Source organism: Streptomyces sp. NPDC001852 (assembly GCF_042891825.1).
Taxonomy (GTDB): domain Bacteria; phylum Actinomycetota; class Actinomycetes; order Streptomycetales; family Streptomycetaceae; genus Streptomyces.
Window position 1 is genome coordinate 143092 of the sequence record NZ_JBIATN010000003.1, and the last position, 22212, is coordinate 165303.

21 protein-coding genes and 1 pseudogene are annotated in these 22212 nt (G+C 71.8%); 10 read left to right on the forward strand and 12 right to left on the reverse strand.

What is annotated here, in order from left to right; all coding sequences use genetic code 11:
- The first annotated feature begins 131 nt into the window (after nt 1–131).
- The 6 genes from ACFYZB_RS05970 (at nt 132) to ACFYZB_RS05995 (ending at nt 5365) form a co-directional block, all read left to right on the forward strand.
- Complete coding sequence (locus ACFYZB_RS05970) at nt 132–1187, forward strand: energy-coupling factor ABC transporter permease (protein WP_388754844.1); 1056 nt, start codon at nt 132–134, stop codon at nt 1185–1187.
- Nucleotide 1188: 1 nt separating this feature from the next.
- On the forward strand, nt 1189–1950 hold the full coding sequence (gene cbiQ, locus ACFYZB_RS05975; protein WP_388754847.1) for a cobalt ECF transporter T component CbiQ: 762 nt from the start codon (nt 1189–1191) through the stop codon (nt 1948–1950).
- Complete coding sequence (locus ACFYZB_RS05980; RefSeq protein WP_388754850.1) at nt 1938–2711, forward strand: energy-coupling factor ABC transporter ATP-binding protein; 774 nt, start codon at nt 1938–1940, stop codon at nt 2709–2711. The genes cbiQ and ACFYZB_RS05980 overlap by 13 nt, the downstream gene beginning before the upstream one ends.
- A 360-nt stretch (nt 2712–3071) precedes the next feature.
- A complete protein-coding gene (locus ACFYZB_RS05985) occupies nt 3072–3536 on the forward strand; it encodes a MarR family winged helix-turn-helix transcriptional regulator (protein WP_388754852.1) in 465 nt (154 codons plus the stop codon).
- 138 nt (nt 3537–3674) lie between these two features.
- A complete protein-coding gene (locus ACFYZB_RS05990; RefSeq protein WP_351206060.1) occupies nt 3675–4121 on the forward strand; it encodes an organic hydroperoxide resistance protein in 447 nt (148 codons plus the stop codon).
- 83 nt (nt 4122–4204) lie between these two features.
- Nucleotides 4205–5365 carry a serine hydrolase domain-containing protein gene (locus ACFYZB_RS05995; RefSeq protein ID WP_351206062.1) on the forward strand — a complete coding sequence of 387 codons (1161 nt, stop codon included), beginning with the start codon at nt 4205–4207 and terminating at the stop codon, nt 5363–5365.
- 34 nt (nt 5366–5399) lie between these two features.
- Here the strand turns inward: ACFYZB_RS05995 and ACFYZB_RS06000 are convergent, their stop codons facing one another.
- The 4 genes from ACFYZB_RS06000 to ACFYZB_RS06015 form a co-directional block, all read right to left on the reverse strand.
- Nucleotides 5400–5675, reverse strand: coding sequence for a DUF1876 domain-containing protein (locus ACFYZB_RS06000; RefSeq protein ID WP_055704292.1), 276 nt, complete (start codon nt 5673–5675; stop codon nt 5400–5402).
- A gap of 66 nt (nt 5676–5741) precedes the next feature.
- A complete protein-coding gene (locus tag ACFYZB_RS06005; RefSeq protein ID WP_388754855.1) occupies nt 5742–6653 on the reverse strand; it encodes an NAD(P)-dependent oxidoreductase in 912 nt (303 codons plus the stop codon).
- Between the two features lie 43 nt (nt 6654–6696).
- Nucleotides 6697–7545: an EamA family transporter gene (locus ACFYZB_RS06010; RefSeq protein ID WP_388754857.1), complete on the reverse strand. Its 849-nt coding sequence runs from the start codon at nt 7543–7545 to the stop codon at nt 6697–6699.
- Nucleotides 7542–8057, reverse strand: a complete 516-nt coding sequence (locus ACFYZB_RS06015) for a YbaK/EbsC family protein (RefSeq protein WP_388754859.1) — start codon at nt 8055–8057, stop codon at nt 7542–7544. Before ACFYZB_RS06015 ends, ACFYZB_RS06010 begins: the two co-directional genes overlap by 4 nt.
- 224 nt (nt 8058–8281) lie before the next feature.
- On the opposite strand from ACFYZB_RS06015, the gene ACFYZB_RS06020 reads away from it, so the two are divergent.
- Entirely contained in the window at nt 8282–9316 is a 1035-nt protein-coding gene (locus ACFYZB_RS06020) for a PP2C family protein-serine/threonine phosphatase (RefSeq protein ID WP_388754861.1), read from the forward strand.
- 36 nt (nt 9317–9352) lie between these two features.
- Here the strand turns inward: ACFYZB_RS06020 and ACFYZB_RS06025 are convergent.
- The 3 genes and pseudogenes from ACFYZB_RS06025 to ACFYZB_RS06035 form a co-directional block, all read right to left on the reverse strand.
- Nucleotides 9353–9526 (reverse strand): annotated as a pseudogene (locus ACFYZB_RS06025) (multiprotein-bridging factor 1 family protein); the annotation flags it as partial.
- A 141-nt stretch (nt 9527–9667) separates the two neighbouring features.
- Nucleotides 9668–11893: an MMPL family transporter gene (locus ACFYZB_RS06030; RefSeq protein ID WP_388754864.1), complete on the reverse strand. Its 2226-nt coding sequence runs from the start codon at nt 11891–11893 to the stop codon at nt 9668–9670.
- A 152-nt stretch (nt 11894–12045) separates the two neighbouring features.
- Nucleotides 12046–12651 carry a TetR/AcrR family transcriptional regulator gene (locus tag ACFYZB_RS06035; protein ID WP_388754867.1) on the reverse strand — a complete coding sequence of 202 codons (606 nt, stop codon included), beginning with the start codon at nt 12649–12651 and terminating at the stop codon, nt 12046–12048.
- 154 nt (nt 12652–12805) lie between these two features.
- Between ACFYZB_RS06035 and ACFYZB_RS06040 the strand changes: the two genes are divergently transcribed.
- On the forward strand, nt 12806–16174 hold the full coding sequence (locus ACFYZB_RS06040; RefSeq protein ID WP_388754870.1) for a S41 family peptidase: 3369 nt from the start codon (nt 12806–12808) through the stop codon (nt 16172–16174).
- A 126-nt stretch (nt 16175–16300) separates the two neighbouring features.
- Here ACFYZB_RS06040 and ACFYZB_RS06045 read toward each other — a convergent pair whose 3' ends face one another.
- The 4 genes from ACFYZB_RS06045 to ACFYZB_RS06060 all read right to left on the reverse strand — a co-directional run bounded on the left by ACFYZB_RS06045 (nt 16301) and on the right by ACFYZB_RS06060 (nt 20034).
- Complete coding sequence (locus ACFYZB_RS06045) at nt 16301–16531, reverse strand: hypothetical protein (protein WP_351206080.1); 231 nt, start codon at nt 16529–16531, stop codon at nt 16301–16303.
- Between the two features lie 94 nt (nt 16532–16625).
- Nucleotides 16626–17510 (reverse strand): SDR family oxidoreductase, encoded by an 885-nt coding sequence (locus ACFYZB_RS06050; RefSeq protein ID WP_388754872.1) that lies wholly within the window; start codon nt 17508–17510, stop codon nt 16626–16628.
- On the reverse strand, nt 17507–18457 hold the full coding sequence (locus ACFYZB_RS06055) for an alpha/beta fold hydrolase (RefSeq protein ID WP_388754875.1): 951 nt from the start codon (nt 18455–18457) through the stop codon (nt 17507–17509). The genes ACFYZB_RS06050 and ACFYZB_RS06055 overlap by 4 nt, the downstream gene beginning before the upstream one ends.
- Nucleotides 18454–20034: a flavin-containing monooxygenase gene (locus ACFYZB_RS06060; RefSeq protein WP_388754877.1), complete on the reverse strand. Its 1581-nt coding sequence runs from the start codon at nt 20032–20034 to the stop codon at nt 18454–18456. Before ACFYZB_RS06060 ends, ACFYZB_RS06055 begins: the two co-directional genes overlap by 4 nt.
- A gap of 176 nt (nt 20035–20210) precedes the next feature.
- On the opposite strand from ACFYZB_RS06060, the gene ACFYZB_RS06065 reads away from it, so the two are divergent.
- Nucleotides 20211–20840 carry a MerR family transcriptional regulator gene (locus tag ACFYZB_RS06065; protein ID WP_351206406.1) on the forward strand — a complete coding sequence of 210 codons (630 nt, stop codon included), beginning with the start codon at nt 20211–20213 and terminating at the stop codon, nt 20838–20840.
- Here the strand turns inward: ACFYZB_RS06065 and ACFYZB_RS06070 are convergent.
- Nucleotides 20828–21631, reverse strand: coding sequence for an exodeoxyribonuclease III (locus ACFYZB_RS06070; RefSeq protein ID WP_351206088.1), 804 nt, complete (start codon nt 21629–21631; stop codon nt 20828–20830). The genes ACFYZB_RS06065 and ACFYZB_RS06070 overlap by 13 nt on opposite strands.
- A 79-nt stretch (nt 21632–21710) precedes the next feature.
- Between ACFYZB_RS06070 and ACFYZB_RS06075 the strand changes: the two genes are divergently transcribed.
- On the forward strand, nt 21711–22196 hold the full coding sequence (locus ACFYZB_RS06075; protein WP_351206090.1) for a GNAT family N-acetyltransferase: 486 nt from the start codon (nt 21711–21713) through the stop codon (nt 22194–22196).
- Nucleotides 22197–22212 lie beyond the last annotated feature (16 nt).

Consider the following 22212-nt stretch of genomic DNA (forward strand, 5'->3'; position numbering starts at 1 on the left):
TACCCTGGAAGCCGCTCTTCTGTACGTCCAATTTCTCCCTAATGTCCCATATTTTTCTATCGGCGCCCTGTCGGGCGGCGAGATCTTCTCTCTCTTGCAAACTACTCGCAACAACAACCTAAAATCATCAGGTGCATGTACCTGACGGATTCATCGACGCCCCCACCTCCGCCGTCACCGGGGTGGTCGCCGCCGGCGCCCTCGCGGTGAGCCTGCGCGGCGCGCGCCGCGAGCTCGACGAGAGAGCCGCTCCGCTGGCCGGTCTGGTGGCGGCGTTCATCTTCGCCGTACAGATGCTCAACTTCCCCGTCGCGGCCGGAACAAGCGGCCATCTGCTGGGCGGGGCACTCGCCGCGGTCCTGGTCGGCCCGTACACGGGCGTGCTGTGCGTGTCCGTCGTGCTGCTCATGCAGGGTGTGCTGTTCGCGGACGGCGGGTTCACCGCGCTCGGCGTGAACGTCACCGACATGGCGATCACCACGACGGTCGTGTCGTACGCCGTCTTCCGCGCGCTGCACGCCGTCCTGCCCCGCAAGCGGCGCTCGGTGACCGTCGCCTCCTTCGTCGCCGCGCTGGTGTCCGTGCCGGCCGCCGCCGCCGTCTTCACGCTCCTCTACGCGATCGGTGGCACGACCGACGTGGCCATCGGCAAGGTCGCGACCGCGATGATCGGCGTTCACCTGCTGATCGGTCTCGGCGAAGCCGCCATCACCGCGCTCACGGTGAGCGCGGTGATCGCCGTGCGCCCCGATCTCGTGTACGGCGCGCGCGGCCTGCGACAGCGGCTCACGTTGCGCGTGCATGGCGCACTCGTGGACGCTCAGGCGCCTGCGGGAGCCTCCACGGCGCCCGTGGCTGCGCGCGCCTCCCGGCGCGCGCTGTGGGTGACCGGCCTGGCCACGTCGCTGGTGCTCGCCGGTTTCGTGAGTTTCTACGCCTCCTCGAACCCCGACGGCCTGGAGAAGGTCGCGCACGACAAGGGGATCGACAAGAAGGAGGAGCGGCACGCCGCCGCCGGCTCCCCCCTCGCCGACTACGCCGTCAGGAACGTCTCCGACGCCCGCCTGTCCGGCGGTCTCGCCGGCGTGACCGGCGTCGGTGTCACGGTTCTGGCGGGCAGTGCGGTGTTCCGGGTGGTGCGCCGGCGGCGGACCGGGGACGTCGCCCCTGCCGACACGGGTCTCTGACATGGGAGCGGGACACGCGCACAGGCTCTACCGGCACGGGGGTTCACCCGTGCACGGCCTGCCCCCGCACACCAAGCTCGCCGCCGCCTTCCTGTTCGTGCTGGTCGTCGTGTCGACCCCGCGCGAGGCGATGTGGGCGTTCGCCGCGTACGCCGCGCTGCTCGCCCGCGTCGCGCACCACGCGCGCGTGCCCGCCGGTTTCCTGCTGAAACGGCTGCTGATCGAGGTGCCGTTCGTGGCCTTCGCGGTGCTCATGCCGTTCGTGGCGGAGGGCGATCGCGTGCACCTCCTCGGCCTCCCGCTCAGCGTGAACGGGCTGTGGGGCGCCTGGAACGTGCTCGCCAAGGGCACGCTCGGCGTCGCCGCCTCCGTGCTGCTGGCCGCCACCACCGAGCTGCGCGAACTGCTGCTGGGGCTGCAGCGGTTGAAGCTGCCGCCGCTGCTCGTGCAGATCGCCGCCTTCATGATCCGCTACGGGGACGTCATCACCGACGAGATGCGCCGCATGCGGATCGCCCGCGAGTCGCGCGGCTTCACGGCGAAGGGCGTGCGGCACTGGGGCGTGCTCGCCAGGTCCGCCGGCGCGCTGTTCATCCGCTCCTACGAGCGCGGGGAGCGCGTGCACCTGGCCATGGTGAGCCGCGGGTACGCCGGTTCCATGCCGGTCATCGACGAGGTGACGGCCTCCCGCGCCCAGTGGTCGTACGCCCTGGCGCTCCCCTCCGCCGCCCTTGTCGTCCGTCTGCTGGGATGGATCCCGTGACACCTTCGCTGGAAGTGACCGGCCTGGCCTTCGCCTACCCCGACGGCCACCAGGCCCTGTACGGCGTCGACTTCACCGTCGCCCGCGGGGAACGGGTGGCGCTGCTCGGCCCGAACGGCGCCGGCAAGACCACCCTGGTGCTCCACCTCAACGGCGTCCTGGGCGGCGGCGCCGGCACGGTGACAGTGGCCGGACTGCCCGTCGGCAAGCGGCACATGGCCGCGATCCGGCAGAAGGTCGGCATCGTCTTCCAGGACCCGGACGACCAGTTGTTCATGCCGACCGTGCGTGAGGACGTCGCGTTCGGGCCGGCGGCGGCCGGGATCAAGGGCGCGGCTCTGGAGGAACGGGTGCGCACCGCCCTGGAGCGGGTCGGCATGCGGGACTTCGCCGACCGCCCGCCGCACCACCTGTCCTTCGGGCAGCGCCGGCGCGTGGCCGTGGCCACCGTGCTCGCCATGGAACCGGAGATCCTCGTCCTCGACGAGCCGTCATCCAACCTCGACCCGGCCTCCCGCCGCGAACTCGCCGACATCCTGAGCTCCCTGGACGTCACCGTCCTCATGGTCACCCACGACCTCCCGTACGCCCTTCAGCTGTGCCCGCGCTCGCTGATCCTCGGCGACGGCGTGATCGCGGCCGACGGCCCGACCGGAGAGCTGCTCTCCGACGAGGAACTGATGCGGGCACACCGGCTGGAGCTGCCCTTCGGCTTCGACCCACGCGCGGTGACCCCTGCGCCTGGGGTGGGGCGGGGGTGAGGGTGCGTGCGCTGGGCGGGGCGACGGGGTGCGCGCCGGGCGGGGGTGACGGCGGGGGCGCCGGGCCGGGGGGACGCCGAGAGCACCGAGCCAGGGTGACGGCGAGAGCACCGAGCCAGGGTGACGGCGAGAGCGCCGTGGTGCCGGCGGCGCGCGTGACCGGGGGTCGATGGGGCGCGTGGTGGTGATCCGGGGGCGCGGGGCCGTGGTTGACGGCGCGCCTGTCGGTGATCGGCGGGGGCGGGGCCGGTGGTCGGTGACGTTTGTGGCGGTGATCGGCGGGCGCGGGGCCGGTGGTCGGTGACGTTTGTGGTGGGGTGGGCGCGGTGCCCGGCAGGGCGCGTCCGTGACAATGGGCGCGTGACGAACGAGGACCGCGCCGCCGAGGGGTCGCTGCTGCTGGACGACCAGCTGTGCTTCGCGCTGTACGCCGCCCAGCGGGCAGTGACCGCCGCATACCGTCCACTTCTGGACGACCTCGGGCTCACCTACCCCCAGTACCTCGTGCTCCTGGTGCTGTGGGAGCGCGGCGAGACCAGCGTGAAGGAGCTGGCGCGCGCCCTGCGGCTGGACTACGGGACCGTCTCGCCGTTGCTGAAGAGGCTGGAGGGGGCGGGGCTGGTGCGCAGGGAGCGCGCGGTCGGCGACGAGCGCTCGGTGCTCGTCGCGTGCACCGGGCGCGGAGAGGAACTCAGGGAGCGCGCGGCACGCATACCCGGCGCGCTTCTCACCACGACGGGCCTCGGCGCGCAGGAGGTCGCGTGCTTGCGCGAGGCGCTGTGGACACTCACCGAGCGCGCCGACGCTGCGGCCGACCGGCACTGATCCGGCCCTGACGCCCCCCTTGCCCGACCGATCTCGCGTTACCCACGGTTGCCACCCCCTGGTGCCGCCTGCTGACCTACCGGCCAGTACCTTGTGCACGATGTACTTGTGCGCCACTTGTTCCGGGGGAGGCCGGCCATGACCGAGGACACCGCTGTCGACACCCGTCCGACGAAGATCATGTACGTCGCCGAGGCCACCGCCCACGGCGGCCGCGACGGTTATGTCACCAGCCAGGACGGCCGGATCGAGCTGAGGGTCTCGATGCCCCCGGAGCTGGGCGGCGACGGCAACGGCACCAACCCGGAGCAGCTGTTCGCGGCCGGTTACAGCTCCTGCTTCCACAACGCGCTGATCCTCGTCGGCAACCGCGCGGGCTACGACCTGACCGGCTCCACGGTGTCCGCCAAGGTCGGCATCGGCCCGAACAGGCACCGCGGCTACGGCCTCGCGGTCGCCCTCAGCGTCTCCCTGCCGGTGCTGGACGCGGAGGTGGCGGCCCGGCTGGTGGACGCGGCGCACGAGGTCTGCCCGTACTCCAACGCCACGCGCGGCAACATCGATGTAACGATCCTGCTGGGCTGATCCCACCAAGGAATCACAGGCTCGTGGCCCGCGTTGCACCCACTGTCGCAGGCGATGGGACAGTGATCGAAAGGACGGCGGGCGTGGACGTGAACGGCACAGTGGCCGAGGGCTTCGAGCCGGTCAGGGAGGCGTTCGCAGCGAACTTCGCGCTGCTCGGGGAGCGCGGCGCGGCCGTCGCCGTGTACCGCGACGGGCAGAGGGTCGTCGACCTGTGGGCCGGCACCAGGGACGTGGACGGTACGGCGCCCTGGGAGCCGGGGACCGCGCAGATCGTCCGCTCCGCGACCAAGGGTGTCGTCGCCGCCGCGCTGCTGCTCCTGCACCAGCGCGGCGAGCTGGACCTGGACGCCCCGGTCGGCGCGTACTGGCCCGAGTACAAGGCGGCCGGCAAGGAGCACACCCTCGTGCGGCACCTGCTCGCACACCGCGCGGGCGTGCCCGTGCTGGACCGCCCGCTGACCCCCGCCGAGGCAGCCGACCCCGATCTGGGCGCCGCGGCCGTCGCCGCGCAGACGCCGGTGTGGGAGCCGGGCACGGACCACGGCTACCACGCCCAGACCTACAGCTGGCTCACCGGCGAACTGATCCGGCGGATCACCGGCCGTCCGGTCGGCGAGTGGATCGCGGACGAGATCGCGCGTCCCGTCGGCGCGGACCTCTGGCTCGGACTGCCGGAGTCGGAGCACGCGCGCGTGGGCCGCGTCGGCCCGGTCGAGGCACCCGAGGCGGTGGGCGGTCTGAAGACCCGCCCCAAGCGCGCGGTGGCCGAGGCCTACGCGGACCCGGACTCGCTGACCCGGCGCGCGTTCGCGGCGATCACCCCGCTGCCCGACGAGAACGATCCGGCCTACCGCGCGGCCGCCCTGCCCGCCTCCAACGGCATCGCCACCGCCGACGGGCTGGCCCGCTTCTACGCCTCGCTCATCGGCGCGGTGGACGGCGGCATCCGGCTGTTCACCCCGCGGACGACGGAACTGGCCCGGGCCGAGCAGTCCGCCGGACCGGACCGGGTCCTGGTGGTCGGCACCCGGTTCGGCCTCGGCCACATGCTGCACGGCGCCGCGTCCCCGCTGCTCTCCCCCGGTTCCTTCGGCCACCCCGGCCGGGGCGGCGCCCTCGCGTTCGCCGACCCGGAGACCGGCATCGCGTTCGGCTATGTCACCAACGGCTTCCGCAAGAGCGTGACGGCGGACCCGAGGGCCCAGGCGCTGGTGCGGGCGGTGCGCACGGCGCTCGCGTAGGGCCGCCGTACGCGAGGCGTCCGGTACGGCGGTGTCACACGTTGATCGTGTGCGAGGTCCGTCCGGACGCCGCGTCGATCTCGTCGTGCGCCTTGGTCAGCAGTTGCATGGCCAGTTCGTTGAGGGCACGTGCGCCGGCTATCTCCTCGCCGACCCTCGGCTGGTTGGAGTCGACGCGGTGCCGGGTGGCGTGGCCGTGCGCCCGTACCTCCGTGCCGTCGGGCAAGCGCACCAGGGCCGCCGCTTTGGTGTGCTGATCGTCCTCCTTGAACTCCAGCTCCACATGCCATCCGACAGCGGTGTGCATCATGAGGATCACCTCCGGGAACCGCTGGAATTCCAGCTGTTTCCAGGGTGCTCCCGTGTGCGGGGAACGTCACCTCGGCGGGACGGTCCCGCCTTCCTGCCCGGACTCGCCGAAGCTGGCGAAGTACGCGGCGGCCATGTCCTCGTCCGCGTGCCCCTGGGCGGCGGCGCGAGCGAACCGTGCCGCGGCCGCGGCGGCGACGTCGAGCCGTACGCCGCCCCGCTCACCGGCCTGGACGATGAGCCGGGCGTCCTTCTCCGCGGTGGCCACCGCGAACGACGGCGGGGTCAGCTTCCCGTCGAGCACCAGCGCGGACTTCGCCCGCAGGTATCCCATGTCGAGCGGACCGCCCTCGATGAGGTCGAAGAAGCCCTGCGGATCCACGCCGAGCGCCCGGGCGAGGGCGAGGACCTCACCGGCCGCCGCCGTGGCCGCGAGCACCCAGCTGTTGGCGACCAGCTTCAGCCGGCTGGCGCTGCCCGCGCCGGCGTCGGACCCGGTCCACATGGTCGTGGCGCCGACCGCGTCGAAGACGGGCGCGACCGTCCGCCGCCCCTCCTCCGGCCCGGCGGCCAGCACGGTGAGCCGACCGGCCTCGGCGGGTTGCCTGGTGCCGAGGACGGGTGCGTCGTAGAAGACGAGACCGTGCTCGCGGGCGAAGGCGGCCAGGTCGGTGACCAGCTCGATCCCGGCGGTGGTGCACTGCGCCCACACCGTGCCGGGCCGCAGCCCCGGCACGGCCTCGCGCATGACGTCCAGGACGGTGTTGCCGTCGTACAGCATCGTCAGGACGACGTCGGCGCCCTCGACGGCCTCCGCCGGGGTGCCGGCGATCCGTGCCCCGTCGGCGGCGAGCGGCTCGGCCTTCTCGCGCGTACGGTTCCACGCGCGGACCTCCAGCCCGGCGCGGCACAGGTTCCGGGCCATCGCGGCCCCCATGATCCCGGTCCCCAGTACGCTGACGGTCGGCTTGTCGGTCATGGACGGCTCCCTCGTACGGCTTGTCGTGGTCGGTGTCATCCTGCTACCCGGCGCGCAGCATCAGACCGATTCCCACGACCAGCACGCCCGCCGCCGCGATCCGGGGCGCCCCGAAGCGCTCCTTGAAGAAGAGGGCGCCGATGGCGGCACCGACGATGATCGAGGACTCGCGCAGGGCTGCCACAGGGGCGAGGTCGGCGCGGGTCTGCGCCCACAGGACCAGGCCGTAGGCGGAGACGGACAGCACGGAGCCGAAGAGGCCGAGGGCGGCGAAGGGGCGCAGGACGGTCACCGTCTCGCGCCGCCACCGGCAGCAGACGGCGTACACCGGGATCGCCACGCCCTGTACCACCATCAACCAGGCGGTGTACCCGAGCGGGGAACCGGAGGCGCGGACGCCGAGCCCGTCGACGAGCGTGTACGAGGCGATGGACAGCCCCGTGGCGAGCGCGGCCCCGATCGCCGCCCAGTCCGGCCGGCGGCCGCGCAGCCCCCACAGCGCCACGCCGGTCAGGCCGGCGCACGACAGGGCGATGCCCCCGGCCGCCCAGCCGTCCGGCACCTCGTGCGCGAACACGGCCGCGAACACGGTGACCAGCAGCGGCGCACTGCCCCGCGCGATCGGATAGGCCTGGCCGAAGTCGCCCAGCCGGAACGACGCCATCAGCAGGACGACGTACACGACGTGGATGGCCGCCGAGAGGACCAGGTACGGCCACGCGCCCGCCGCCGGGAGCGCCGTGAACGGTGCCAGCAGCAGCCCGATGAGCACACCGCCCGCCAGGATCAGCACGAACCCGACCAGCTTGTCGGTGATCCGGTGCGCGATGGCGTTCCAGCTGGCGTGGGTGACGGCGGCGAACAGGACGGCGGCCGTGACGAGTGGCGTCACGCGGTCTGCTCGCGCACGTCCACCAGGTCGGCAGCGGCGTGGGTCACGAGCGCCTTCGGCTCGATCGGGAAGACCGTGTGCGGCGTTCCGGCGGCCGCCCACACCACGTCGTGGGCGAGCAGCGAGCGGTCGGCGAGGACACGCGTGCGTGTGCGGTGCCCGAAGGGCGGCACGCCACCGATGGCGTACCCCGTGGTCTCGCGCACGACACCGGCGTCGGCCCGGGTCACCCTGCCCGCGCCCAGCTCCTCCCGTACCCGCTCCACGTCCACGCGCGAGGCCCCGTCCATGAGGACCAGTACGGGCACCCCGTCGGCCGCGAAGATCAGCGACTTGCAGATCTGGCTGAGCTCGCACCCGATGGCCGCGGCGGCCTCGGCGGCCGTACGGGTGGCGTCCGGGAACTTCCTGGTCCGGGCAAGTACGTCGTCGAGGCCCAGCGCGCGAAGGGCTTCGGCGAAACGGGGGTGGGCTCCGGATCCGTCGGCGTCAGTGGCGGCTGTCGTCGTCATACGGGGCACGGTAGCGGTCGGTGTACGGCGCACGCGACTGAGTTGCCACGCCCGCGCCGGCCGCCACACACCCATACGGCCGCCGCACGATTGGCACGCGTCATCGCCCCTGAGGATGCTTGGGCTCGTGCCGTACGGCGCGACGGAGACGGGAGCGGCACATGAGGGCAGCGAGCGGGGGGCGCGCCACCGTCGGAGGCTGGTTTCTGCGCCACCTTCAGCTGGTGCCTGTCGTCCTGCTCGTCGGAGGCGCCCTCTTCGACTACAACACCGCTCCGCATGTCAGTGGAGAGGCCTTCTACACAGCCGCGCCGATGGCAGCCGCCGCACTGCTGTCGCTTCGCGCGACGGTGCTGGCGGGCGTCGCTGCCTGCGCCACCGACATCGCGCTGCTCGCCCACTTCGGACTCCTGGGAGATGCCGGTGGGCAGAGCGAACTTGCTGCGGTCGCGACGGTCTCGGCCCTCGCCGTCGTCGTCAACCGTCTCATGCACTACAGCAACCTGCGTCTGGAGTCCGCACGCAGCATCGCCCTGGCCGTCCAGCGCGCCGTGCTGCCGCAACTGCCGTCCACGATGGGCCCCCTGCGGATCGCCGTGCGCTACCAGGCAGCCCTGAAGGACGCCCAGATCGGTGGCGACCTGTACGGCGCCCAGACCACCCCGTACGGCGTGCGCTGCCTGGTCGGGGATGTACGGGGCAAGGGCCTGGACGCGGTCCGGGTGGTGGACGTGGCCATGGGGGTGTTCCGGGAGGCCGCCGAGGAGGAATCCACGCTCGTCGCGATCACGGCCAGGCTGGAGCGGGCACTGCTACGGGAAAGAGAGCGGCGGGCGGGACCCGAGCGGACCGAGGGGTTCGTCACCGGCGTTCTCGTCGAGATCCCGCCCCGCGGCGATGAACTGCGGCTGGTCAACCGCGGCCACCCGGCGCCTCTGCTCCTGCACGCCGGCCAGGTGCGCAGCGCGGAACCGTCCGAACCGGCCCTTCCCCTGGGACTGGCGGAGCTGAGCGCCGGCCAGGACCGGACCGACACGGTGCCATTCCCTCCTGGAGCGACTCTCCTGCTGTACACGGACGGGTTGACCGAGGCACGGAACCGCGCCGGGGACTTCTACGACCCCGCAGCCGGGCTGACCGGACGCGACTTCGCCGGACCGGACGCGCTGCTCGACGCCCTTCTCGCCGAGGTGAGCCGCCACACCGACGGCCGCATCACCGATGACCTGGCACTGCTCGCGGTCACCCGAGATGGCTGAGGAAATCGGCCCGAGCGGACGGGGCAGATGCCCCTGCGCCTTGAGAACCGTGTCCGCCTTCTCCAGGAACTCCGGCCGGGGAATCCGCTGCCCCCGCTCGATCTCGCGGATCAAGTCCTCGCCGTAGCCCATGACTTCGGCCAGGCCGGCCACGCTCGTGCCGGCCGCCTCCCGGCAGACCTTGAGCAGGCGCCCCACCGCCTGCACCATCGGCTCGATCTCGTCGCCGGGTTCGACGTCCCAGACAGCCAAGACAGCCGAGACGAACCCGGGACAGAAGAAGGCCGGTGAGGGTGCAGCCCCGTCCCCACGGGCACCCTCACCGGCCGGTCCGGTGTCAGCGGCGGTACGTCAGACCCGTACCAGCTCCCTCTCCTCGTCGGGGTCGGCGTCCTTGCCGCCCGCGGGGGACTCCGTGTGCAGGCCCTCGCCCTCGACGTCCACGTTGGGCAGCGCCCGCTCCAGCCACTTCGGCAGCCACCAGGCGCGCTTGCCGAGCAGGGCGAGGACCGCCGGGACGATGGCCATGCGGACGATGAACGCGTCGAAGAAGACGGCGATCGCGAGGCCGAAGCCGATCATCTTGATCATTGCCTCGCTGGACCCCATGAAGCCGGAGAAGACGGCGATCATGATGACGGCGGCGGCCGTGACGACCCGGGCGCCGTGCTTGAAGCCCGTGACCACGGCCTGGCTCGGCTTCTCGCCGTGGACGAACGCCTCCCGCATCCGGGTCACGAGGAAGACCTCGTAGTCCATGGCGAGACCGAAGACGACACCCACCATGAAGATCGGCATCATCGACATGACCGGCCCGGTCTGCTCGACGTTCATCAGGCCCGACAGCCAGCCCCACTGGAAGACCGCGACGACCGCGCCGAGGGCCGCCATCACGCTGAGCAGGAAGCCGAGGGCCGCCTTCAGCGGGACGAGGACCGAGCGGAAGACCACGATCAGCAGCAGGAAGGCGAGACCGACCACCAGCGCCAGGTACGGCAGGAGCGCGTCGTTCAGCTTCTGCGAGACGTCGATGTTCATCGCCGTCGTACCGGTGACGAGGACCTTGGAGTCGGTCTTCTCGGCGATGGCCGCGCCCTTGTCGCGGATGGCGTGCACCAGGTCCTCGGTCGTGTGCGAGGACGGCTTGGACCCCGGTACGACGGTGATCGTCGCGGTGTCGCCGGCCTTGTTGGGCACGGCCGGGGTGACCGTGACGACGTCCTTCAGGCCCTTGATCTCGTTGCCGACCTCGGTGAACGCCTTCTTGGGGTGGGCGCTGTCCTTCGCGTCGACCACGATCATCAGGGGGCCGTTGAAGCCCGGCCCGAAGCCCTCGGAGAGCAGGTCGTAGGCGCGGCGCTGGGTGGTGGAGGTGGGCTGGGCGCCGTCGTCGGGCAGGCCCAGTTCCAGGGAGGCGGCCGGGATCGCCGCGGCGCCGAGGCCGAGCACGCCGAGCAGCAGGACGGCGACCGGGCGGCGTACGACGAAGCTCGCCCAGCGGGTGCCCATGTTGGGACGGCCCGGCTTCTTCGGAGTGCGGCCGCCGCCGAGCAGCCTGCTCTTCTCGCCCGCCGGCTTGACCCTGCGGCCCGCGTAGCCGAGCAGCGCCGGGATCATCGTCAGCGCGATGAGGACGGCGATGGCGACGGTGCCCGCCGCGGCGATGCCCATCTTGGTGAGCATCGGGATGTCGACGACCGACAGGCCGACCAGGGCGATGACGACGGTGAGGCCGGCGAAGACCACGGCCGAGCCGGCCGTGCCGACGGCGCGTCCGGCCGCGTCCTCGCGCTCGCGGCCCTCGGCCAGTTCGGCGCGGTAGCGGGAGACGATGAAGAGGGCGTAGTCGATGCCGACGGCCAGGCCGATCATCGACGCCAGGGTGGAGGTGGTGGAGCCGAGGTCCAGGGCGCTGGCGAGCGCGGTGATGGCGGAGACGCCGATGCCGACGCCGATGAGGGCGGTGAGCAGCGGGAATCCGGCCGCGAGCAGCGAGCCGAAGGTGATGACGAGGACGACCGCGGCGATCCCGATGCCGATGACCTCGCTGGAGCCGGTCTCCGGCGTCGCGGTGAGCGCGTCACCTCCGACCTCGACGGTCAGCCCCGCGTCGCGTGCGTGCTGGGCGGCCTCCTTCAGGGCGTCCTTCGAGGAGTCCTTCAGCTCCATGCCGGAGACCTTGTACTTCACCGAGGCGTAGGCGATCGTGCCGTTCCTGCTGACCGCGTGCCCGGCGTAGGGGTCGGCGACGGAGGCGACCTCGGAGCCGCTCTCCAGCTCCTTGACGGTCTTCTCGACGGCCGCCTTGTTGTCGTGGTCGGTCATCTTCTCGCCGCCGGGCGCCTTGAAGACGACGCGCGCGGTGGCGCCGTCGGCGCTCATGCCGGGGAAGCGCTGTTCCAGCAGGTCGAAGGCCTTCTGGGCCTCGGTGCCGGGGATGGAGAAGGAGGTGTTGCCGGCGGGCGGCGCGGAGGCGGCGCCCACCCCGGCGAGGGTGAGCAGCGCGACCCATATGAGGGCGACGAAGTGCCGTCGCCGGAAGGCGAGCCGGCCGATCTTGTAGAGAAACGAGGCCACGGAGGCGTACTCCCGGTCAGGTCGTGGGGTTCATCTGGGCAGGGGTGATCAGCCCGACGACGTGAGCGGTGACGTCAGGTGGTGGGCTTGCTCGGGGATCAGAAGGGGATCAGAGGGGATCAGACAATGATCAGGCGGTGATCAGAAGGTGATCAGCTGGTGGGAGCGCCGAGGGCGGGGAGGACCACGGCGTCGATGTACGACAACAGGAAGGCCTGTGTCGGCGGCTGCTCGTCGATGAGCGAGCGGGCGGCGAACCCGCCGATCATCATGTGCATCACGTAGTCGATCGCCGGGTTGTCCGCACGGACCTCACCCCGGTCGATCGCCCGCTGCACCACGCGCCGGAACTCCGCCAGCTCCGGCTCGATGAGATGGTCCCTGAACGCCCGCAGGAGGTCGGGATTGCCGTGTACGGCCATCGCCAGACCCCGCATCAGCGCGGAGTTCTGTTCCATCTCGCAGTCGTCCGAGCGCAGGGTGAGGGCGTGCAGATCGCCTCTGAGCGATCCGGTGTCGACGCCGTCGGTCGAGCCGCCCCGCTTGTTGTGCCGCACCGCCTTCGCCACCAGCTCGGCCTTGCCGCCCCACTGGCGGTAGAGCGTGGCCTTGCTGGACCGGGTGCGGGCGGCGACGGCGTCCATGGTGAGGGCGTCGTAGCCGACCTCCCGGAGCAGGGCGAGCACGGCGTCGTACAACTCGGCCTCGCGCTCGGGCGTGATCCGGCTGCGACGTGCCGTTGCGGCGACCTCGGTCATGCCACTCGCCTTCCCACCGCGGAGCCTCCTGCTTCGTACACCCTGAAGATACCCTGAGAGCGTTCGAAACGAAACCGTTTCGTACGTGCTCTGGGTCACGAACGTCAGCGGCGCATAAGTTGCTGGGGCCCAGCGGGCGGAAAAGCATGGGGAGGTGAGCTATCTGCGCCATCCCCACCTCAGCGGCGACCTGCTGTGCTTCGTGGCCGAGGACGACCTCTGGCTGGCCCCTCTCGACGCCCCGGGCAGGGCCTGGCGGCTCACGGTGGACCGCACGAAGGCCGGGCACCCGCGCTTCTCGCCCGACGGCCGCCACATCGCCTACACGACCTGGCGCAGCCTCGTGCCCGAGATCCACCTCGTGAGCGTCGACGGCGGTCCCGCGCGGCAGCTGACGTACTGGGGCAGCACGGACACACAGGTCTGCGGCTGGACGCCCCCGGAGGAGGACGGCACGAGCGACATCCTCGCCGTCGCCTCCCACGGCGAGCCCTTCTCCTACTTCACCTGGGCCTACAAGGTGTCAGCCGACGGCCACCCCGGCCGCAAACTGCCCTGGGGTCCGGTCGCCGACATCCAGGTCGCCGACATCGACGGCGAGCACCGGACACTGCTGCTCACCGGCACCCCGCCGCACGAACCGGCCTCCTGGAAGCGCTACCGCGGCGGCGCCACGGGCCGCCTCTGGCTGCACGGGCGGCGGCTCGTGCCCGACATCGGCGGCCATCTGACCTGCCCCATGTTCGTCGCCGGCCGGATCGCCTTCCTCTCCGACCACGAAGGCGTCGGCAACCTCTACTCCTGCGCGTACGACGGCACCGACCTGCGCCGTCACACCGACCACGACGCCTTCTACGCCCGGCACGCCGCCGGCGACGGCACGCGGGTGGTCTACCAGTGCGCGGGCGACCTGTGGCTGGTGGACGACTTCTCCCCCGGGGCCGTACCGCGCCGGCTGGACATCCGCCTGGCCGGGCCGGCCACCGGGCGCCGCCGCTACCCGGTGCCGGCCGCGCAGAACGTCGACGGCATCTCCGTGGACGAGACCGGCCGGGCCAGCGCCGTCGTCGTACGCGGCAGCCTGTACTGGCTCACCCACCGCGACGGCCCCGCCCGTACGATCACCGACTCGTCCGGCGTGCGGGTACGGCTGCCGGAGATGCTGGGCACGACCGGCCAGGTCGCCTACGTCACCGACGCGGAGGGCGAGGACGCCGTGGAGATCGTCCAGCTGCCCCGCGCCAGCGGCGACCGCGCGCCCCGCCGGCCGGCCTCCGGCCGGCTGGGCCGCGTCCTGGAGATGGCCTCCGACCCGCTGGGCGAACGGCTGGCGGTCGCGTCGCACGACGGGCGGCTGCTGCTGATCGATGTGACGGAGGAGGGGACGGAGGAGGGCGAGGAGTCCGGTGGTACCGGCGATCGCGTCGCCGAGGAAGCGGCGGACGCAGGTGATTCCGGGGACCCCGGGAACTCCGACACGGCCGGTGCCGACGCCGGCGGCGAGCGGGTGACCGAGCTGATCCGGTCCGTCAACGGCCCCGTGCGCGACCTCGCCTTCTCCCCGGACGGCGCCTGGCTCACCTGGTCCCACCCGGGCATCGGCCGCTCCCTGCGCCAGATCAAGCTGGCCCGCATCAAGGACCGGCTGATCGTGGACGTGACCAACGGCCGCTTCGAGGACGAGAACCCCGTCTTCACCCGCGACGGCCGCTATCTCGCCTTCCTCTCCTGGCGGGGCTTCGACCCGGTGTACGACGTCCACACCGGCGACCTGTCCTTCCCGCTCGGCTGCCGTCCGTACCTCGTGCCGCTGAACTCGGCGACCCCCTCCCCCTTCGCCCTGAACCCCGAGGGCCGTCCGGCGGCCGGCGGGCTCGACCCGGCCGAGGAGGAGGAGACAGGGGAGGCCGGCACGGTGACCGTGGAGGTGGAGGGCCTGGAGAACCGGGTCACGCCGTTCCCGGTGATCGCCTCCAAGTACTCCGGGCTGCACCCGGTCGCCGGCGGCGGACTGGTCTGGCTGCGCTGGCCGATCTCCGGCGCGCTCGGCGAGACCTTCGTCAACCCCTCCGACATCAGCGGCCGTCCGACCCTGGAGTACTTCAACCTCACCAAGGCGAAGAAGTCCGAACTGGTCGACCACCTCGACTGGTTCGCGGTCAGCGGCGACGGCACCCGGCTCGTGGTCGTGGACGAGGGCGAGCTGCGCGCGGTGCCCTCCACGGAGATGGGCGACAGCGACACGACCGTCTGGATCGACCTGCGGCGCATCCTGCACGTGGTCGACCCGCCCGCCGAGTGGCGCCAGGCCTTCGACGAGGCGGGCCGGATCATCCGCGCCTACTTCTGGGACCCGGGCATGTGCGGCATCGACTGGGACGCGGTGCTCGACCAGTACCGCCCCCTCGTCGAACGGGTCGCCTCCCCCGACGAGTTCGCCGACCTCCTCCGCGAGGTCCTCGGCGAACTCGGCACCTCGCACGCCTACGTCACCGCCGCCCGCCGCAACGAGGGTCCGGCCCCCTACCAGCGCTGGCAGGGCCTCCTCGGTGCCAACCTCGTGCACCGGGAGGAGGGCTGGGTCGTCAAACGCATCCTGCCCGGCGACTCCTCCGACTCCAAGGCCCGCTCGCCGCTGGCCGGCACGGGCATCCGTGAGGGCGCGATCCTCACCCATGTCGACGGCCGCCCGGTCGATCCGGTGACCGGCCCGTATCCGCTGCTCGCCGGCTCCGGGGGGACGACCGTGGAGCTGACGTTCGTCCCGGCGGACGGGGAGCCGGGCCGGGCCCGCCGGGTCGCCGTCGTCCCCCTCATCGACGAACGGCCGCTGCGCTACCAGGACTGGGTCGCCAAACGCCGCGCGGTCGTACGGGAGTTGAGCGGCGGCAAGTGCGGCTATCTGCACATTCCCGACATGGGCGGCTCCGGCTGGGCCCAGTTCAACCGCGACGTGCGCATGGAGGTGTCCCGGCCCGCCCTGATCGTGGACGTGCGCGGCAACGCGGGCGGGCACATCAGCGAACTCGTCATCGAGAAGCTGACCCGGACGATCCTGGGCTGGGACCTCACGAGGGACGCGCAGCCGGTGTCGTACACCTCGAACGCACCGAGGGGCCCGGTGGTCGCCCTCGCCGACGAGGCGACCTCCTCCGACGGCGACATGATCACGGCCGCCTTCAAGCTGCTCAGGCTCGGCCCGGTGGTCGGCCAGCGCACCTGGGGCGGCGTGGTCGGCATGACCGGCCGGCACCGGCTGGGCGACGGCACGGTCATCACGGTCCCGATGAACGCGGCCTGGTTCGACGCCTACGGGTGGTCCGTGGAGAACCACGGCGTCGCCCCCGACGTGGAGAGCCTGCGCACGCCCCTGGACTGGGCCGAGGGCCGCCACGTCGAGATGGACGCCGCCATCGAACTGGCCCTGGACCTCCTGACCACCAACCCGGCCGCAATGCCCCCCGGCTACCAGGACGTCCCCAACCGCTCCCGCCCGCAACTCCCGCCCAGGGACGCGCCCTGAAGGGGCGCGGGGCTGTATCGACATGGCGGCTCCGCACCCCAGGTGGCGCACGCCGAACAACAACGCAGGGCACCCTCCAAGAAGAAGGGCGCCCCACGCCGATCCGGCCAAAGCCGAGCGCAGCGACTACGCGTCGTAGTCCCGGTCGAAGCGGTCTTCCATCTCCGCTTCCGTGTCCTCGATGTCGCGCAGGTTCTCACGGCCGCGCTGCGGCTGCTGGCCACGCTGGGACTGCTGCTGGCCGCGCTGCGGCTGCTGGCCGCGCTGGGACTGCTGCTGACCGGCCCGCTCACGGGCGTCACCGATCTTCTGCTTGCCCTGTTCCTGCCACTCGTTGGCCTTGTCCTTCATACCCATGTGGGTTCACTCCCGTGGTGGGTGAGGTGGGGGAAACGGCCCCTCGGTGGGACCTCACCCAGATTCACACGGGCGACCACGGAGCGCATGTGGATCACTTACGGTGCGTAGTGCGCGCTGCCTCGTCGGCCGCCCCACCTGCACCGACGAGCCCGGAGCGCATCCCCTGCAGCCGGGGCGCGAACCGCTTCATCTCGCGCTGTCCCACCGTCCCGATGAGCGCCGGCAGATAACCGCGCACGCCCTGCATGCCGCGCAGCCACCACTGCCCGTAGACATGCGCCGAGCGCCGCTCGATCCCGGCGACGAGCCGGTCCACCGTCGGCCCCAGCGGGTACGTCTTGTTGGACGGCCACACCAGCCGCTGCCGCAACTCCCGCATGACGTCGTCCTGGTCGGCGCCGCGCACCATGTCGGTGTCGGTCCAGGACAGGTACGCGACGCCCACGCGCACGCCCTGGTAGCCGACCTCGGCGCGCAGACTGTGCGCGTACGCCTCCACGCCCGACTTGGACGCGCAGTACGCGGTCATCATCGGCGCCGGGGTGATCGCGGCGAGCGAGGCTATCTGCAGCAGGTAGCCCCGGCTCTCCACCAGCACCGGCAGGAAGGCCCGCGCGGTCACCGCCGATCCGATCAGGTTCACCTCGATCACCCGCCGCCAGGCCTGCGGATCGGAGTCGATGAACGGACCGCCCGTCGCGACCCCGGCGTTGGCCACCACGATGTCGACCTTCCCGAACCGCGCCTTCACCTCCTGCGCGACCCGGCTCATCGCCTCGTGGTCGGTGACGTCGGCGTACCAGTGGGCGCTGTCGCTGTGCAGGCGCGAGGAGACGTCCTTGAGCGCCTCCTCCTCCAGCCCGACCAGCGCCACCTTCGCGCCGCGCGCGGAGAGCTTGCGCGCCAGCAGCTCACCGACGCCGCGCGCCGCTCCGGTGACGACGGCGACCTGCCCTTCGAGGCTGACCCTGCTCATGCGCCCTCCTTGATCTGCACGCCTGTGGCCTTCTTGGGGGTGACGTAGGTGGTGACGAGTTCCCGGATCCTGCCGGTGACCAGGTCGGGGGCCTCGATCGGGGTCATGTGGCCGACGCCGGCCAGCTCGGTCAGGCCGATGCAGTGCGGCAGCGCGGCGACCAGCGCGCGGGCGTGCACGGGGGGCGTGAGCCGGTCGGAGGCGCCGTGCACGATCGCGGTGGGCGTGTGCAACTCCCGTACGCCGTGGTCGAGATCGAGCGCCTCGAGCACGGCCGCCCAGGCATGGCGCACGGTGCGCGGGCAGGCGTGCACGATCCGCGCGCACGCCTCCACCATGTGCGGGGCGGAACCGGCGCCCATGGTGGCGTACTTGAGGATGCTCTTGGCGACCGGCGTGACCGGGCCGAGCGGGGCGCGCGAGCCGAGAACGCGCCCGGTGATCCAGGTGCGCACGCGCCCGGCGCCGAGCGGCACCACGCGCGCCTCGGCGACCAGCCGCGAACTGCCGGTGCTGCACAGCAGGACGGTGGCGGCGTGGTCGCGGAAGCGGGGGCGCGTGGCCGCGGCCATGACGGTCATCCCGCCCATGGAGTGACCGACGATCAGCGCCTTCTCCCCGGGCGCGAGCGTCTGCGCGAGCACCGCTTCCAGGTCGTCCGCCAGCGCTTGCGTGGTGCACGCGGGGCTTGCGGGACTACGCCCGTGCCCCCTCTGGTCGTACGCGATCACGCGGTGGTCGGTCGCCAGCTCCCGTATCTGCGCCGCCCAGAAGGCGGTCGAACAGGTCCAGCCGTGGGAGAGGACGACGGGGGGCGCGTGCTCGGGGCCGTGCACCTCGACGTGCAGCCGCGCGCCGTCGGCGGAGACTACGGTGAGTTCGCGGGCGGGGGTGGGCGGGGCGTACGGTCCGCAGGTCACGGAGGCCGCGGGGGCGAGCCGGCTCATGCGGCGCCCTCGCTCTGCGGCACGGCGGCCACCGTCTGCACGGCCGCACCCGCCGCCTCGTTCTTCGGCGCGGCCGCACCGGCCGGCTTCCTGTCGGGCTTCCTGTCGGGCTTCCGGATGACCTCGTACTCCGCCAGATCCACTCGCCGGGTCGCGCGCCGGAACTCCGATGTCGTGCCGGGCCAGATGGTGGTGTTGCGGCCGCTCGGGTCCAGGTACCAGCTGGTGCAGCCGCCGGTGTTCCACACGGTGCGCTTCATGCGCTCCTGGACCCTGCGGTTCCAGTCCTCGACGGCCGCGGGCCGGGCATCGAGGGCCGTACGGCCGCCGAGGACGTTCAGCTGGCGCAGATAGTCGGCCATGTAGTTCAGCTGGGACTCGATCATGAGGATCATGGAGGAGTTCCCGAGGCCGGTGTTGGGCCCGATGATCGTCATCCAGTTCGGGAACCCGGCGGCCGCGGCGCCGCGCAGCGCCTGCATGCCGTTCTTCCAGGACTCGGCGAGCGTGATGCCCTCCGCGCCGACCACCCGCTCGGCGATCGGCATGTCCGTGACGTGGAAGCCCGTACCGAAGATGATCGCGTCGACCTCGGCCTCGGTGCCGTCCGCCGCGACGACGGTGGACCCGCGGATCTCGCTCAGCCCACTGGCGACGACGTCCACATTCGGCTCGGCCAGCGCCGGGTAGTACGTGCTGGAGAGCAGGATCCGCTTGCAGCCGATGCGGTAGTCGGGGGTGAGCCTGGCGCGCAGGGCCGGGTCCTTGATGGCGCGGGCCATGTTGCGCTTGGCAAGCTGCTCGACCAGGCCGAGTTCGTCGGGGTGCTTGGTGAACGCCTGGACCTGCAGTTCCCGGATGCCCCACAGCAGGCCGCGCCGCAGTTGGGTGGTGAAGGGCAGCATCCGGTGCAGCCCGCGCTCGGCGCCGCTGATGGCGCGGTCGACGCGGGGCATGACCCACGGCGGGGTGCGCTGGAAGAGGGTGAGTCGGCCGACCTGCGGCTGGATGGAGGGCACGATCTGGATGGCGGAGGCGCCGGTGCCGACCATGGCGACGCGCTTGCCGCGCAGGTCGTAGTCGTGGTCCCAGCGGGCGGAGTGGAACACCTTGCCCGGGAAGGTCTCCAGGCCCGGGATCTCGGGGATCTTCGGGTCGGACAGCGGTCCGGTGGCGGAGACGACGACGTCGGCGGTGAGCGTGCCGCGCGCGGTCTCGATCTCCCACCGCAGGTTCTCGGCGTCCCAGCTCATCAGCTTGACCTCGGAGTCGAAGCGGATGTGCGGGCGCAGTCCGAAGAGGTCGGTGACGTGCTCGAGGTAGGCGCGGATGTGCTGCTGCCCGGAGAAGGTGCGCGGCCAGTCGGGGTTGGGCGCGAAGGAGAAGGAGTAGAGGTGGGAGGGCACGTCACAGGCGCACCCGGGGTAACTGTTGTCCCGCCAGGTACCGCCGACGCTGTCCGCCCGCTCCAGGACGGCGAAGTCGGTGATTCCTTCGCGGCGCAGCCGCACGGCGGCCCCCAGCCCGCCGAACCCGGACCCGATCACCGCCACCCGTACATGCTCGTGCTCGGCCATCCCGAAGCCTCCACGCATCACCTTGGACTCTGCCAGTGAATACTGGCGCAATGGGACTGTAGAGCAGCTCCGTACCGAGCGGTAGGGGTCGGCGAGGGAAAGTTACCGGCGGTACAACATAGGCTTCGGGCGTGGCAGAGGACGCAGAACGCAAGGAGGGCGGGCGCGAGTACCGCATGGAGGAGCTGGCCCGGCTGGCCGGCATCACCGTGCGCACGCTGCGCTTCTACCGCGAGCGCAAGCTGATCCCGCCGCCCCGCCGCGAGGGCCGTATCGCCTGGTACGACGACCATCACCTGGCCCGTCTGCGCACCATCGCCGCCCTGCTGGAGCGCGGCCACACCCTGAACGGCATCGCGGAACTCGCCGAAGCCCTCGACCAGGGCAGGAACGTCGCCGACCTGCTCGGCGTCGGCGCCCCCACCGAGGAGGAGCCGGTCCGCCTCACCCCGGAGGAACTCGCCGCCCGCTTCGAGGGGGAGGTCACCCCCGAGAACCTCGCCGCCGCCATGGAGCTGGGCTACCTCGGCACCGACGGCGACGAGATCGTCCACATCAGCCGGCGCCTGCTGGACGTCTCCTCCGCCCTGGTCCGCGAGGGCATCCCGCTCGCCGAGGTCCTCGCGGCCGGTGCCCGCGTACGCGAGCACGCCGAGGCCCTGGCCGAACTCTTCAGCGACCTGATCCTGCGCCACGGTCCCGAGGAGGACCTGCACCGCCTGCGCCCGCTGGCCCGCAGCGTGGTGGAGGCCGAACTGTCGCTGGCGCTGGACCGGCGGATCGGCAAGCGGGATCAGAGGTCGTAGACGACGGTCACCGGCGCGTGGTCCGACCACCGCTCCGCATGCGTGGCCGCGCGCTCGACGAAGCCCTTGACGGCCCTGCCGGCGAGACCGGGCGTGGCGACCTGGTAGTCGATGCGCCACCCTGAATCGTTGTCAAAGGCCCGCCCCCGGTACGACCACCAGGTGTACGGCCCCTCGACATCCGGGTGCAGGGCGCGGACGACATCGACGTAGCCGCCCTCCTCGGCGGCGAACACCCGCCCGAGCCACTCCCGTTCCTCGGGCAGGAAGCCGGAGTTCTTCGTGTTGCCGCGCCAGTTCTTGAGGTCGGCCTGCCGGTGGGCGATGTTCCAGTCGCCGCAGACGACCACGTCGCGCCCGTCGGCGGCGGCCCGCTCGCGCAGCGCCTTGAGGTGGGCGAGGAACTCGCCCATGAAGCGGACCTTCTCGTCCTGCCGCTCGGTGCCGACCTCACCGGAGGGCAGGTAGAGGGAGGCGACCGTGACGCCGGGCAGATCGGCCTCGACATAGCGTCCGCTGCCGTCGAACTCGGCCGAGCCGAAACCGACCCGGACGCGGTCGGGCTCGCGCCGCGTGTAGAGGGAGACCCCCGCACGGCCCTTGGCGGCGGCCGGGGCGTGCACGACGTGCCAGCCGTCGGGCTGCCGCACCTCCTCGGGCAGCTGGTGCGGCTCGGCGCGCACCTCCTGCAGGCAGACGACGTCCGCTTGCGTCTGTGCGAGCCACTCCACGAAGCCCTTCTTGGCGGCGGCTCGCAGTCCGTTCACGTTCACCGAGGTCACAGTCAGCACCCCGGCACGATACCGGCACACTGGTCGGAGCCCTCACAGCCCGAGGCCCCACCGATTGCATAGAAGTACGATACCCAGCATGAATATACGACGCGTTCGTTTCGATCACCCCGACGCCGTGAAGCTCAACGACGAGGTCCAGGCCGAGTACGCCGAGCGCTACGGCGACGACGGCGACGCCACCGCCCTCGACACGGCGGACTTCGACCCGCCCCACGGCGTCTACCTGATCGCTTACGACGAGTTCGACCGCCCCGTGGCCACCGGCGGCTGGCGCAGCCGGGACCGCAACGAGGAGGGCAACGAGGACGGCGACGCCGAGCTGAAGCGCATGTTCGTCATCGCGCAGATGCGCGGCCGCGGCCTGGCCCGCCGGATCCTCACGGCCCTGGAGGAGGACGCCCGCGAGGCCGGCCGGGTCCGCATGGTCCTGGAGACCGGGACCAAGCAGCCGGAGGCCATCGCCCTGTACACCTCCAGCGGTTATGAGCCGTGCGCCAAGTTCGGCTACTACCGCCACCATGAGGACAGCCGCTGCTTCGCGAAGAAGCTGAGGAAGCTGTAGACACGATGAAGCCCCG

Bases quoted from the DNA above. Each gene is read 5' to 3' on its own strand.
- cbiQ (WP_388754847.1), top strand. From the start codon at position 1,189: ATGGGAGCGGGACACGCGCACAGGCTCTACCGGCACGGGGGTTCACCC.
- ACFYZB_RS05980 (WP_388754850.1), top strand. From the start codon at position 1,938: ATGGATCCCGTGACACCTTCGCTGGAAGTGACCGGCCTGGCCTTCGCC.
- ACFYZB_RS05990 (WP_351206060.1), top strand. From the start codon at position 3,675: ATGACCGAGGACACCGCTGTCGACACCCGTCCGACGAAGATCATGTAC.
- ACFYZB_RS06000 (WP_055704292.1), bottom strand. From the start codon at position 5,675: ATGATGCACACCGCTGTCGGATGGCATGTGGAGCTGGAGTTCAAGGAG.
- ACFYZB_RS06005 (WP_388754855.1), bottom strand. From the start codon at position 6,653: ATGACCGACAAGCCGACCGTCAGCGTACTGGGGACCGGGATCATGGGG.
- ACFYZB_RS06015 (WP_388754859.1), bottom strand. From the start codon at position 8,057: ATGACGACGACAGCCGCCACTGACGCCGACGGATCCGGAGCCCACCCC.
- ACFYZB_RS06035 (WP_388754867.1), bottom strand. From the start codon at position 12,651: ATGACCGAGGTCGCCGCAACGGCACGTCGCAGCCGGATCACGCCCGAG.
- ACFYZB_RS06045 (WP_351206080.1), bottom strand. From the start codon at position 16,531: ATGGGTATGAAGGACAAGGCCAACGAGTGGCAGGAACAGGGCAAGCAG.
- ACFYZB_RS06050 (WP_388754872.1), bottom strand. From the start codon at position 17,510: ATGAGCAGGGTCAGCCTCGAAGGGCAGGTCGCCGTCGTCACCGGAGCG.
- ACFYZB_RS06055 (WP_388754875.1), bottom strand. From the start codon at position 18,457: ATGAGCCGGCTCGCCCCCGCGGCCTCCGTGACCTGCGGACCGTACGCC.
- ACFYZB_RS06060 (WP_388754877.1), bottom strand. From the start codon at position 20,034: ATGGCCGAGCACGAGCATGTACGGGTGGCGGTGATCGGGTCCGGGTTC.
- ACFYZB_RS06065 (WP_351206406.1), top strand. From the start codon at position 20,211: ATGGAGGAGCTGGCCCGGCTGGCCGGCATCACCGTGCGCACGCTGCGC.
- ACFYZB_RS06075 (WP_351206090.1), top strand. From the start codon at position 21,711: ATGAATATACGACGCGTTCGTTTCGATCACCCCGACGCCGTGAAGCTC.